Below are 12,320 nucleotides of genomic sequence, written 5' to 3'. Positions count from 1 at the left end.
TTCGCATCCCGACGATCATGGAAGGGCTGGCCCGAGTGCCGGCCCTTTTTTCGTGGAATGGTCGAGATAATTTGGCTTTTGCGAGGCCACGTCACATTGCACGGGGATTTCGCGAAAAGGTGATTTCGCCCTCCATCATTCCGCCTTATGCTGGTGCTCAATGTGCGCATGTACCCCCTATGAGGAAGCTTGATGGCCCCCACGATTCGCTCGCCCTTCAGACGAACGCTCGCGCTTATGGCCAGCGCTGCAATTCTTGCGCATGCCGGCATGAACGGGGTCGCGTACGCCCAAACCGCACCTCAGACGACCACACCCGGGGTTACGACACCCGCTCCGGCTGCTCCTGAAACGACCGCTCCTACACCCACACCGCCGGCCGCGGCTGCTCCCGCACCGCAGCAGGCCGCCCCGATCCAGGCCGTCGTGCCCAACAGCGGTCCGGCTTCGGTCGCCGACCTCGCAGAGGGGCTGCTCGATGCCGTGGTCAACATCTCGACCTCGCAAAATGTGAAGGACGACGAGGGTGCAGGCCCGGCGCCGCGCGCGCCCGACGGCTCACCTTTCCAGGAATTCTTCAACGATTTCTTCAATAAGCAGCAGGGCAACAAGGGCGGCAACCACAATGTCAGTTCGCTTGGCTCAGGCTTTGTCATCGATCCAGCCGGCTATATCGTCACCAACAATCACGTGATCGAGGGTGCCGACGATATCGAGATCAATTTCGCCAATGGTACGAAGCTCAAGGCGAAGCTGATCGGCACCGATACGAAGACCGATCTTTCGGTGCTGAAGGTCGAGCCGAAGACGCCGTTGAAATCGGTGAAATTCGGCGATTCCAGCACGATGCGTATCGGCGACTGGGTGATGGCGATCGGCAATCCGTTCGGCTTCGGCGGTTCGGTGACGGTCGGCATCATTTCCGGGCGTGGCCGCAACATCAATGCCGGTCCCTATGACAACTTCATCCAGACGGATGCGGCGATCAACAAGGGCAATTCCGGCGGTCCGCTTTTCAACATGAAGGGTGAAGTGATCGGCATCAATACGGCGATCATTTCGCCGAGCGGCGGCTCGATCGGCATCGGCTTCTCGGTGCCATCGGAGCTTGCTTCCGGCGTCGTCGACCAGCTACGCGAATATGGCGAGACGCGGCGCGGCTGGCTCGGCGTGCGTATCCAGCCGGTGACCGACGATATCGCCGACAGCCTGGGGCTCGACACAGCAAAGGGCGCGCTGGTCGCCGGCGTCATCAAGGGTGGCCCCGTCGACGACGGCTCGATCAAGGCGGGTGACGTCATTTTGAAATTCGACGGCAAGACTGTCAGCGAAATGCGCGATCTGCCGCGTGTCGTGGCGGAAAGCACGGTCGGCAAGGAAGTCGACGTGGTGGTGCTGCGCGACGGGAAGGAGCAGACCGTCAAAGTGAAACTCGGCCGGCTCGAGGACAGCGATCAGGCGGCGACATCCGACGATTCAGCGCCCGACGGCTCGCAGGATAACGGCGTGATCACCCCGGATCCCGGTGAGAACAACGACATGGACCAACCTGACACCGGCGATCAGGCCCAACCAGCGCCGGGTGCGCCCGACCAGCATAAGCGCCAGGTGTCGCCGGATGCGGCAACGCCGAAGAACGTGCTCGGGCTGTCGCTGTCGCTGTTGAGCGCCGAGACGCGCAAGGCCTTCGGCATCGCCGAGAGCGTCGACGGCGTCGTCGTGACAGAGGTGACGCCCGGCTCCGCTTCCGCCGAAAAGGGGCTGAAGCCCGGCGATGTGATCGTCGAGGTGGCGCAGGAGTTCATGAAGTCACCGGATGCGGTCGCCGCCAAGGTGCATGCGCTGAAACAGGAAGGCCGCCGCAATGCCCAGCTGATGATCGCATCGGCGAATGGCGATCTGCGGTTCGTGGCGGTGCCGATGGAGTAAGGAAAAAAGGAGCGGTCAGCCGCTCCTTTTTTGATCCTTAGCGACGTGAGTGCGCAACGCGGCGTTGATGTCCGTCTGGTAGCCACGGCCGCCCGCATGGCTCTTGAACCAGTCTAGGATATCGGCATCCAGACGGATGGTAACCGATTGCTTCAGCGGCCGGTACAAATCGCCCTTGCGAGCTAGGCGCCACTGTTCATCGGTGATCTCAGGAATGTCGCCGGTGTCGATATCCTCGTCGGGAAGCTTCTCCAGTGCCCGAAGTTCGGCGAGCTGCGCGTCAGTCAAAGGTCGATTGCTCATATCGTCTTCTTTCGTGAGATGTCGCCTTTCGAGCGCTGATCACTCGAACGGTCTCTTCATCCTCGGCACCGAAGATGACATGGACGGCGACCAGTACAGTCACAAAACCCACGGCGCCGATCGCCAGCCATCTTTGTTCGCCGTCATGGGCCGCGTCTGGAATGAGAAGATACTGCGGATCATCCCAGATCAAGCACGCCGTCTCGAAGGAGACGCCATGCTTGGCCTTGTTGATTCGGTTTTTCTCGTCGTTCCATTGAAACCGCGGCATGTCATATCCAATAAAATTGTACGTACAAATTTGTAAAACATCAAGAGGCTATCGGGAAAACAAATTCGGTCTTCCGGTAGCCCTGGATGTAGAGCAGGGCGGTCAGGTCGCCGTGGTTGATTTGAATCCGCGCTTGAGCAGCGACGGTGGGCTTGGCGTGGAGGGCAACGCCGGAGCCGGCCAGTTGCAGCATGCCGAGATCGTTGGCGCCGTCGCCGACGGCGATCGCTTCTTCCGGCGAAATGCCGAGGCGGGCCGAAATCTCATTCAGCGCATCGACTTTCGCCTGCTTGCCGAAGATCGGTTCGGCGACGAAGCCGGAGAGAATGCCGCCGTCTTCGAGCAGCGTGTTGGCGCGGTTCTCGTCGAAACCGAGGGTGGCGGCGATGCGGCTGGTGAAAACGGTGAAACCGCCGGAGACAAGCGCGGTGTAAAGGCCTTTCGACTTCATGGTGGCGATCAGTTCCGGGCCGCCCGGGGTGAGCGTGATGCGCTTGGCGATCACCTCGTCGACGACGGATATCGGCAGGCCCTTCAGCAGAGCGACACGCTCACGCAGGGCAGGCTCGAAGGCGATCTCGCCGTTCATGGCGCGGGCGGTAATGATCGCGACCTTCTCCTTCAGACCGACTTCGGCGGCGAGTTCGTCGATGCATTCCTGGCCGATCATCGTCGAATCCATGTCGGCGATCAGCAGCTTCTTGCGGCGGGTCTCCTGCTCCTGGATGACGAGGTCGATGGGCGCGCTTGATATGACGGCAAGGATATTGGCCTCGGCCGCTTGCATGTCCGTGCCGTCACGCAGCGCGATATCGCAGGCGATGCCGTCGGCCAGCCAGTAGAGACCGGAAGCGTTCACGGCCTTGGCCGCCTGCTCGGCGATTTCGGGTGTCAGCACGGGATTTGACGGATTGGCAACAAGCGTGGCAACGAGGGCCATGATGGAAAACCTTCTGAGCTCAGTGAACGCGATCCTGATAACCGGGCCGACCGCCAGCGGCAAGTCCGCGCTCGCCGTCGAATTGGCCAGGCGCCATGACGGCGCGGTTGTCAACGCCGACAGCATGCAGGTCTACGACACGCTGCAGGTGCTGACCGCGCGGCCGTCGGAGGAGGAGATGCAGGGTGTGCCGCATCATCTGTACGGCCACGTGCCGGCAGGTGCGACCTATTCCACAGGCGCCTGGCTGCGCGATGTCGCAGCACTGCTGCCGGTGCTGAGGACCACGGGGCGGCTGCCGGTCTTCGTCGGCGGCACCGGGCTTTATTTCAAGGCACTAACCGGCGGCCTCTCCGATATGCCCGAGATACCCGAGGCGCTGCGGGACGAACTCAGGACGCGGCTGTTGCAGGAGGGACCGGACGGGCTGTATGCGGAGCTCGCCGAAGCCGATCCCGCTATGGCGGCAAGCCTCAACCGACAGGACGGGCAGCGCATCGTCCGGGCGCTCGAAGTGATGAAGGCGACAGGACGGTCGATCGCCGATTTCCAGGGGCGGTCGGGGCCGGAGGTCATCGACGCGGCTGAGGCCCGCAAGATCGTCGTGCTGCCGGACAGGGCAGTGCTGCATCAGCGCATCAACAAGCGTTTCGAGAAGATGCTGCAGCAAGGCGCAGAAGAAGAGGTGAGGGCGCTGCTCGCGCTCGGCCTGCCGGCCGATGCGCCTGTGATGAAAGCAATCGGCGTGTCGCAGATTGCGGCGATGGTCAGGGGCGAGATGACGCGCGAGGAGGTGCTGGAGAAGGGGGCTGCGGCGACGCGGCAATATGCCAAGCGGCAGATGACATGGTTTCGCAACCAAATGGACGATAGCTGGGAGCGGCTGACAGTTTAGGTTTCAGTTTGTTGCGGGCCTCCTGCTTGAGACATCTGCTGGCTCAGCAGATTGACGAGTCCGCCAATCGCCGCCTGCAGCTGTTCCGGCAGAAATCCGCCGAAGCCCAGCATCAGGCCGGGGCGCGCCGGCCGCGTGGCATACATCGGGGAGATCGCACGCACGGCGAGGCCGGAAGACAGGGCGCGGGCTGCGAGTTGCACGTCGTCGACCTCCTCGGGCAGCCACAGAAGAATATGCATGCCCTGGTCGCTCTCCTGGACGCGGCACCCCTCAGGCAAGGCCCGATCGAGCGCCGAGAGCAGAACAGCGCGGCGTTCGGCATAGAGGCCGCGGATGCGCCGGATATGCGCTTCGAAATAGCCTTCCCGCATATAAGCCGCCAGAACGTGCTGTTCGCCGGTCGGCGAATGCCGGTCGAGAATAGCTCGGGCGCCGGCAAAGGCTTCTGCGAGCGGAGAAGGGGCGATGACGTAGCCGAGGCGCAGGGAAGGAAAGAGCACCTTGCTGAAGGTGCCGAGATAGATGACGCGTGACGGACGCAATCCCTGCATCGAGGGAAATGGGTGTCCGGCATAACGCAGCTCACTGTCGTAGTCGTCCTCGACGATCCAGGCGCGATTTTGATCGGCCCAGGCGATCAAGGCATTGCGCCGCGCCATGCTGAGCGGCATCCCGATCGGATATTGGTGCGAAGGGGTGACGAATGCGGCGCGGGCCTGCGGACATAGTTCGAGGCCGCGTTCCACGTTCATTCCCTGTGCATCGACCGGCAGGCGGTGCATCCGTACGCCGAGATCGTCGAGCACTGCCGTCAAGCCGGGATAGGCCGGGTCCTCGGCCCATACCGGATCGTCGCGCGAGAGAAGGACCCGGCCCGCCATATAGAGGCCTTGCTGGGTGCCTGACGTGACGATGACCTGTTCCGGCTCGCAATGAACGGCCCGCGCGCGCCGGACGTGGTCGGCAATGGCAAGCCTGAGTTCGAGCAAGCCCATAGGATCGTGATAACCCGAGGGTGCGGCCTGTCGCGACGCGCGCACGCGGTTGCCGAGACGGCGCCAGTTGTCGTCGGGCGCAATACCGCAAGCCGGGACGGCGATGGCAAAGGGAACGGGCGGGTGCGGGGTGAGCGCACGGGCGATGGCGATCAGCCGGGCAGCCTGGGAAGGCAAGTCGACAGCATCCGCGATTGATGGCACTGCCGGCGCGGGCGGGAGCGCCGGCGTTGCGTCCATCAGATGAGCGGCAATACGAGTTCCGGATCCGACCCGCGCTTCGAGATAGCCTTCGGCGGTCAGCTGATCGAACACCTCGACGACAGTGCCGCGCGCGATCTTCAGCGAAGCCGCAAGACTCCGCGTCGAAGGAAGGCGTTCGCCTGGCCTCAGCTCACCGCAGGCGATTGCATTCCGCAAGGCCTGGGCAAGCTGACGGCTGACATTGGCCATTCGATCGATCGCGTTGAGCGATGGGATTTCGATGGTGCTGCGCCGTTTGGACATTTCAAAATGGTCCATAAAAATTATTCAAAATGGAGCTTCATGGTGGACCAATTTTAAAAGAAAAGGAAGCGGATTGGCGACTTCCCGAGGGCGTATTTTTCGTCTTCGGCGTGGTGCCGTGCGCGAGCGCAAACTTCTGGAAAATAACGCAAATGCAGGATCTTCTCGTCGTCTACATTGCCTACGCAATCGCTGCGGGCAGTCCCGGACCAAGCAACATGGCCATCATGAATATGGCGATGCGGCAAGGGCGTCGACCCGCGCTCGCCCTTGCCGCCGGGGTTATAACGATGTCGACATGCTGGGGGCTGGTCGCGGTCACCGGCATCTCGACACTTCTGGTCCGCTATGCTCATGCCCTGTTGCTTCTCAAGATCGGAGGCGGGTTGTACCTTCTCTGGCTCGCCTGGAGGGCGGCCCGCTCGGCCGCCGTCCCTGATAGACCGGCAAGCGAGGTCGTTCGACCCGCCGCGCAACTCGGCACACTCTATCGTCGCGGCGTTCTGATGCATCTCGGCAATCCGAAGGCGGTTCTGGCCTGGGTGGCGATCATGTCGCTCGGCCTGAAGCCCGGCGCTTCGCCGGAGATGGCCGTCACGGCTTTCGGTGGGTGCGTGCTGCTCGGGATCTCGATATTTGCCGGCTATGCCGTGCTCTTCTCGACGGCGCCGATGGTGCGCGGTTACGCCCGTGCGCGGCGGTGGATCGAAGGCAGCCTCGCCGTCTTCTTCGCGGGCGCCGGATCGCGCCTGCTGTTCTCACATTGACCGGATTTCAGGATCGCATCATGTCTGTCGCCTCTCCGTTTCATGGCCTTTCGGCTTTTCCGCCAACGCCCGCCGATAGGGATGGCCGGGTCGACACCGAAGCTCTCTGCCGACTGCTGGAACAACTGTGCGATACAGGCGTCGCTTCGATAGGCCTTCTCGGCAGCACCGGGATCTACGCCTTTCTCACATGCGAGGAGCGACGGCGAGCCGTCGAGGCCGCGGTCGAGTGCGTTCGCGGTCGTGTTCCCCTCGTCGTCGGTGTCGGTGCTTTGAGGACAGACCACGCCCGGAGCCTTGCGAGGGATGCCGAGGCCGCTGGTGCAGATGCGCTTCTGCTTGCGCCGGTGTCCTACACGCCGCTTACTCACGACGAAGCCTACGAGCATTTCCTTGCGGTCACCGAGGTGGCGAAGCTGCCGCTTTGCATCTACAATAATCCCGGGACGACCCACTTCACCTTCAGCCGAGACCTTCTGCAGCGCCTGTCTGACATCGAGACGATCAGGGCGGTGAAGATGCCTCTGCCAGTTGACGGCGATTTCGAAGGCGAACTGGCGACACTGCGTGAGAAGACTAAGCTTGCGATCGGCTACAGCGGCGACTGGGGCGCTGCCGAAGCGCTGCTTTCAGGTGCCGACGCCTGGTACAGCGTTATCGGCGGAGTGCTTCCGCGCGTCGCCCTTGCCCTGACCAGGGCCGCGATTGCGGGCGAGGGCGGCGAAGCGCGTCGGCTCGATGCTCTTCTCGAGCCGCTCTGGCAAACGTTCAAGGCGTTCGGAAGCCTTCGTGTGGTCTACACGCTGGTCGACCTTCTTTCACTCACCGGGGCAGAGCTCCCACGCCCTCTGTTGCCGCTCGGGCCGATGGACCGGCAACGGGTGCTCGAGGCCGTCGAGCCACTGATCGCCCTGGAGAGCGAGCTGAAACCTCAATCCTTGTTGTAGAGACTGCTCAGCGGTTTTTTCAGAATGCTTTCGCGCAGCGATGTGCCGGGCTCCCGGCGGGAGACTGCGGGCTGATCCGCCGGCGGTGCCGGCCGGGCAAAGACCGGCTCATCGCGGCGCATCTCACGGCGGAGCGCGTCTAGCCTGGGATCGATCGCGGGTGACGTGGCGGGGTCCAGCCGCGGCGTTTGCGGCAGCAGTTCGCGGCGGTAGGATTCGAGCGGTGCGGAGGCGGGCGGCGCGGAGGCGGGCGGCGCGGCGGAAGAGACAGGAGGCGTGTATTGCTTCGCGTCGAGATCCTCGTCGGTTGGATCAGCGTCGTCGAAGTCTGCCGCGGACGCGGCATAGCTCTGCTGGAAATTCGAAATGTCGGGTCCGACGGTCACGGCCCGCATGCGGGTGACGATCTTGCGCAGATCGACCGTATCCGGATCTTCCTCGCTGTTCTTGCTGTTGGCGCTGCTCGCCTTCGGCAGGAGCTTTTCGTCGACGCGGGAAAAGCGCATGCGCATCGGCACGCTGATCGCCTCGCCGAAGGCGATCGCTTCGCCGTTGCCGATCGAGGAGATGAAGCTCGTCGTCGAGATCGACGAATTCGGAATGGCCGAGCGGATGATTTCCTGGTCTCGGTCGTTGGCAAGGCGCATGGCAAAGAGCGTCGAACATTGCGACAGGATCGTCTGATCGAGCTCGCCCGGCCGCTGGGTGATGATGCCGAGCGAGACGCCGTATTTGCGGCCTTCCTTGGCGATGCGGGCGATCGCCTGGCGGGTCGGCACGAAGCCGAGGCTTGGATCGGAGGGGATATAGCGGTGCGCTTCCTCGCAGACGACGAGCATGTGGATCGCGCCGTCGCTCCACAGCGCCACCTCGAAGGCCATGCGGCAGAGTACGGAGGCGACAGAATTGACGACCTCGGAGGGGATGCCGGCAAGCTGGAAAGTGCAGATCGGCCGGTTCTCGCCGGGGATGCGGAAGATCTGCGCGATGGTTTCGGTGATCGTGTCGCTGATCGTGTTGTTGGAGAACATGAAGTGATACCGCGGATCGTTGATCGCAGCGATGAGACGCATCTTCAGCGACCGCAGGAAGGGCTTTTCCGAGCGGCCTTCCAGGCGGCCGATGCGCTCGTCGATCAGCGCCAGCAGATCGGCCATGCGGTAGGGAACCGGCGTGTCGGCAGTGATCGAGCTCTTTTCCGTCGTGCGGCGCACCAGCGAGTTGTCGCTGCCGCGGAACGCACGCTTGGCCTCCGGCATGATATCGCGCAGCATGTCGAGCTCTTCAGGCACCGGCGGGCGGCCGCGAAACACGACCTCGGCAAATTCCTCCAGCCGCATCAGCCAGAAGGGCAGGTCGAGCGTATCGGTATCGATGGTGACGGCGTGCTCGGGAAAGGCGGCGGCAAATTCGTTATGCGGATCGAGGATCAGGACGCGCAGCTTCGGATCCGCCGCGATCGCCTTGTGCAGGAGCAGCGACACGGCCGTCGACTTGCCGACGCCGGTCGAGCCGACGACGGCGAAATGCTTGGAGAGCATCGTGGGGATGTGGATCGCCGCATCGATGCCTTCGTCCTGCGTCAGCTTGCCAATGACGGCGGTCGTACCTTCGCCGGCATCGTAGATGCGCATCAGGTCGGCGGATCGGATGCGGTGGGCGATGGCGCCGAGATAAGGATAACGCGAGATGCCGGTCGAGAATTCCTCGCGCCCGTCCTCGTCGACACGGACTTCGCCGAGCAGCTCGGTTTCGATCTTGAAAATATTGTCTTCGCCTTCGCCCCAGGCATGGCTGCCGGTGTTCATCTGATAGACGAGTGCGACGACGCGGTTGCGGCCGACACTGATCGAAATCAGCCGCCCCACGGACCAGAGTTCGGTCAGATCGGTGCCGCCTTGTTCGGCGACGGCGGCAATCGTCGCCCGCGAACCGCTGCATGCGACGACGCGGCCGAGAAAGCGATTTCCCGGCGTATGGCCATCGCGGCGATCGTGCTCGCCTGCCTTGCCAGACATGCGCAAGTCGTTGTTGAGCAAAGGGCTACTCCCTGCGGTAGCGTAAAAGAATAAAGTCGATCCTTTAACAAATCCTTCATCCTATCGATTTTCGGGGATGCAGGCGGGGGGCAGTTTTTTATTGCGGCATGCGTTGACGCTGCGAAATTTTCTGTCTATCACTTCCGACCATGAAAATCGCAACGGCTCTTATCGTGGTGGGAAAGCGCATGGGCAGGATGGTGTAACCATCCGGCGATAGCCACCCATGCGCTAGATGACAGGCTCCTCAGGGGCCTTTTTTTATGCCCGAAATTCGGGCTTCCGGCCACAAACGCAATCCCAGCATCAAACGGAACAGATAGATGAGCACGGACAATCAGGCGGCAGGCAATCGGATGACGGGGGCGGAGATCGTTCTCAAGGCGCTGAAGGACAACGGCGTCGAACATATTTTCGGCTATCCCGGCGGCGCGGTCCTGCCGATCTACGACGAGATCTTCCAGCAGGAAGACGTCAAGCACATCCTCGTCCGACACGAGCAGGGCGCCGGCCATGCAGCCGAAGGCTACGCCCGCTCCACCGGCAAAGTCGGCGTCATGCTGGTCACCTCTGGCCCAGGCGCTACCAATGCGGTCACGCCGCTTCAGGACGCGCTGATGGATTCGATCCCGCTCGTCTGCCTGACCGGCCAGGTTCCGACCTCGCTGATCGGCTCCGACGCCTTCCAGGAATGCGACACGGTCGGCATTACCCGCCCCTGCACCAAGCACAACTGGCTGGTCAAGGACGTCAACGAGCTTGCCGCCGTCATTCACGAGGCCTTCCGCATTGCCCAATCCGGCCGTCCGGGCCCTGTCGTCGTCGATATTCCGAAGGACGTGCAGTTTGCGACCGGCACCTACACGCCTCCCGCCGACTACACGATCCAGAAGAGCTACCAGCCGAAGATCCAGGGCGACCTCAACCAGATCCATGCGGCAATCGAGCTGATGGCGAATGCGCGCCGTCCCGTCATCTATTCCGGCGGCGGCGTCGTCAATTCCGGCCCCGAGGCTTCCAAGCTGCTGCGTGAGCTGGTCGAACTCACCGATTTCCCGATCACCTCGACGCTGATGGGCCTCGGCGCCTATCCCGCTTCGGGCAAGAACTGGCTGAAGATGCTAGGCATGCACGGCTCCTACGAGGCCAACATGGCGATGCACGATTGCGACGTCATGGTCTGCATCGGCGCGCGTTTCGACGACCGCATCACCGGCCGTCTCAATGCCTTTTCGCCGACCTCGAAGAAGATCCATATCGATATCGATCCATCCTCGATCAACAAGAACGTCCGCGTCGATATCGGCATCCGCGGCGATGTCGGCCATGTCCTCGAAGACATGGTCCGCCTGTGGCGGGCGCTGCCGAAGAAGCCGGAAAAGGGTCGCCTGGACGACTGGTGGACCGATATCGCCCGCTGGCGGGCACGCAACTCCTTCGCCTATACGAAGAGCAATGATGTCATCATGCCGCAATATGCGCTGGAGCGGCTCTTCGCCCACACCAAGGACCGCGATACCTACATCACCACCGAGGTCGGCCAGCACCAGATGTGGGCGGCACAGTTCTTCGGTTTCGAGCAGCCGAACCGCTGGATGACTTCGGGCGGCCTCGGCACGATGGGCTACGGCCTGCCGGCAGCACTCGGCGTGCAGATCGCCCATCCCGACAGCCTCGTCATCGACATTGCCGGTGACGCCTCGATCCAGATGTGCATCCAGGAAATGTCGGCGGCGATCCAGCACGATGCGCCGATCAAGATCTTCATCATGAACAACCAATATATGGGCATGGTGCGCCAGTGGCAGCAGCTGCTGCATGGCAATCGTCTTTCCAACTCCTACACGGAGGCGATGCCCGATTTCGTCAAGCTGGCGGAAGCCTATGGCGCCGTCGGCCTGCGCTGCGAAAAGCCGGAAAATCTCGACGACACCATTCTGGAGATGATTGAGGTCAGGAAGCCGGTCATTTTCGATTGCCGCGTCGCCAATCTCGCCAACTGCTTCCCGATGATCCCCTCGGGCAAGGCTCATAACGAAATGCTGTTGCCGGACGAAGCCACCGACGAAGCGGTCGCCAATGCGATCGATGCCAAGGGCCGCGCGCTCGTCTAAAAGAGGAAACATCGCCATGAACGCACACCTACAGCCCACGGGCTCCGCCTATTTCATCTCGCCGGAAACGGCGGCCGTCGAAAGCCACACGCTTTCGGTTCTCGTCGACAACGAACCGGGCGTTCTTGCCCGGGTTATCGGCCTGTTCTCCGGCCGCGGCTACAATATCGAGAGCCTGACCGTCTCCGAGACCGAGCATCAGGCGCATCTTTCCCGCATCACGGTGGTCACACGCGGCACGCCGCAGGTGCTGGAGCAAATCAAGGCGCAGCTCGAGCGAATCGTGCCGGTGCATCGCGTGGTCGACCTGACGGTGCGTGCCCGCGAACTCGGCCAGGATCGGCCGATCGAGCGCGAAGTGGCGCTGGTCAAGGTGATCGGCGAGGGCGAGATGCGCGCCGAGACGCTGCGCCTTGCCGATGCCTTCCATGCCAAGGTGGTGGATGCGACGGTCGGTCACTTCATTCTGGAGATCACCGGCAAATCGTCGAAGATCGATCAGTTCGTGGCGATCATGAAGCCGCTTGGCCTCATCGAGGTGTGCCGTACCGGCATTGCGGCGATGAACCGCGGCGTGCAGGGCATGTGAACCCGGCACTGCAACGGTGTT

At 62.5% G+C, this 12,320-nt stretch carries 11 protein-coding genes; 6 read left to right on the top strand and 5 right to left on the bottom strand.

The features are described 5' to 3' along the window. Nucleotides 1-192: 192 nt before the first annotated feature. Entirely contained in the window at nt 193-1,929 is a 1,737-nt protein-coding gene (locus tag N2A41_RS13900; RefSeq protein ID WP_260109047.1) for a Do family serine endopeptidase, read from the top strand. A 15-nt stretch (nt 1,930-1,944) separates the two neighbouring features. Here N2A41_RS13900 and N2A41_RS13895 read toward each other — a convergent pair whose 3' ends face one another. From N2A41_RS13895 to serB, 3 genes are read right to left on the bottom strand one after another with little or no spacing between them, the layout of a single operon-like run. Then, a complete protein-coding gene (locus tag N2A41_RS13895) occupies nt 1,945-2,232 on the bottom strand; it encodes a BrnA antitoxin family protein (RefSeq protein WP_260109046.1) in 288 nt (95 codons plus the stop codon). Further along, the gene (locus N2A41_RS13890; protein ID WP_170276428.1) at nt 2,210-2,503 is read right to left on the bottom strand and encodes a BrnT family toxin; all 294 of its coding nucleotides are present in this window, start codon (nt 2,501-2,503) and stop codon (nt 2,210-2,212) included. The genes N2A41_RS13895 and N2A41_RS13890 overlap by 23 nt, the downstream gene beginning before the upstream one ends. A gap of 40 nt (nt 2,504-2,543) precedes the next feature. Next, nucleotides 2,544-3,443 (bottom strand): phosphoserine phosphatase SerB, encoded by a 900-nt coding sequence (serB, locus tag N2A41_RS13885; RefSeq protein WP_260109045.1) that lies wholly within the window; start codon nt 3,441-3,443, stop codon nt 2,544-2,546. On the opposite strand from serB, the gene miaA reads away from it, so the two are divergent. Then, the gene (gene miaA, locus N2A41_RS13880) at nt 3,442-4,338 is read left to right on the top strand and encodes a tRNA (adenosine(37)-N6)-dimethylallyltransferase MiaA (protein ID WP_260109044.1); all 897 of its coding nucleotides are present in this window, start codon (nt 3,442-3,444) and stop codon (nt 4,336-4,338) included. The two genes, serB and miaA, sit on opposite strands and share 2 nt — an antisense overlap. Here miaA and pdxR read toward each other — a convergent pair. After that, the gene (gene pdxR / locus N2A41_RS13875) at nt 4,335-5,843 is read right to left on the bottom strand and encodes a MocR-like pyridoxine biosynthesis transcription factor PdxR (RefSeq protein WP_260109043.1); all 1,509 of its coding nucleotides are present in this window, start codon (nt 5,841-5,843) and stop codon (nt 4,335-4,337) included. The two genes, miaA and pdxR, sit on opposite strands and share 4 nt — an antisense overlap. A 152-nt stretch (nt 5,844-5,995) precedes the next feature. Between pdxR and N2A41_RS13870 the strand changes: the two genes are divergently transcribed. Further along, nucleotides 5,996-6,610 (top strand): LysE family translocator, encoded by a 615-nt coding sequence (locus tag N2A41_RS13870; RefSeq protein ID WP_162116005.1) that lies wholly within the window; start codon nt 5,996-5,998, stop codon nt 6,608-6,610. 20 nt (nt 6,611-6,630) lie between these two features. Then, nucleotides 6,631-7,557, top strand: coding sequence for a dihydrodipicolinate synthase family protein (locus N2A41_RS13865; protein ID WP_260109042.1), 927 nt, complete (start codon nt 6,631-6,633; stop codon nt 7,555-7,557). On the opposite strand, the gene N2A41_RS13860 is transcribed toward N2A41_RS13865, so the two are convergent. Then, nucleotides 7,542-9,596 (bottom strand): ATP-binding protein, encoded by a 2,055-nt coding sequence (locus N2A41_RS13860; RefSeq protein WP_260109041.1) that lies wholly within the window; start codon nt 9,594-9,596, stop codon nt 7,542-7,544. The genes N2A41_RS13865 and N2A41_RS13860 overlap by 16 nt on opposite strands. A 323-nt stretch (nt 9,597-9,919) precedes the next feature. On the opposite strand from N2A41_RS13860, the gene N2A41_RS13855 reads away from it, so the two are divergent. Both N2A41_RS13855 and ilvN read left to right on the top strand, forming a co-directional pair. After that, the gene (locus tag N2A41_RS13855; protein WP_170276434.1) at nt 9,920-11,710 is read left to right on the top strand and encodes an acetolactate synthase 3 large subunit; all 1,791 of its coding nucleotides are present in this window, start codon (nt 9,920-9,922) and stop codon (nt 11,708-11,710) included. A 16-nt stretch (nt 11,711-11,726) separates the two neighbouring features. Next, nucleotides 11,727-12,299, top strand: coding sequence for an acetolactate synthase small subunit (gene ilvN / locus N2A41_RS13850; protein WP_003560902.1), 573 nt, complete (start codon nt 11,727-11,729; stop codon nt 12,297-12,299). Nucleotides 12,300-12,320 lie beyond the last annotated feature (21 nt).

Source organism: Rhizobium sp. SRDI969 (assembly GCF_025152725.1).
Lineage (GTDB): Bacteria > Pseudomonadota > Alphaproteobacteria > Rhizobiales > Rhizobiaceae > Rhizobium > Rhizobium leguminosarum_I.
Note: the sequence above shows the minus strand (reverse complement) of the source record. Positions and strands in the feature narration are given on the sequence as shown.

Bases quoted from the DNA above. Each gene is read 5' to 3' on its own strand.
- serB (WP_260109045.1), bottom strand. From the start codon at position 3,443: ATGGCCCTCGTTGCCACGCTTGTTGCCAATCCGTCAAATCCCGTGCTG.
- N2A41_RS13870 (WP_162116005.1), top strand. From the start codon at position 5,996: ATGCAGGATCTTCTCGTCGTCTACATTGCCTACGCAATCGCTGCGGGC.
- N2A41_RS13890 (WP_170276428.1), bottom strand. From the start codon at position 2,503: ATGCCGCGGTTTCAATGGAACGACGAGAAAAACCGAATCAACAAGGCC.
- pdxR (WP_260109043.1), bottom strand. From the start codon at position 5,843: ATGTCCAAACGGCGCAGCACCATCGAAATCCCATCGCTCAACGCGATC.
- N2A41_RS13895 (WP_260109046.1), bottom strand. From the start codon at position 2,232: ATGAGCAATCGACCTTTGACTGACGCGCAGCTCGCCGAACTTCGGGCA.
- N2A41_RS13855 (WP_170276434.1), top strand. From the start codon at position 9,920: ATGAGCACGGACAATCAGGCGGCAGGCAATCGGATGACGGGGGCGGAG.
- N2A41_RS13900 (WP_260109047.1), top strand. From the start codon at position 193: ATGGCCCCCACGATTCGCTCGCCCTTCAGACGAACGCTCGCGCTTATG.
- N2A41_RS13865 (WP_260109042.1), top strand. From the start codon at position 6,631: ATGTCTGTCGCCTCTCCGTTTCATGGCCTTTCGGCTTTTCCGCCAACG.
- miaA (WP_260109044.1), top strand. From the start codon at position 3,442: ATGATGGAAAACCTTCTGAGCTCAGTGAACGCGATCCTGATAACCGGG.
- ilvN (WP_003560902.1), top strand. From the start codon at position 11,727: ATGAACGCACACCTACAGCCCACGGGCTCCGCCTATTTCATCTCGCCG.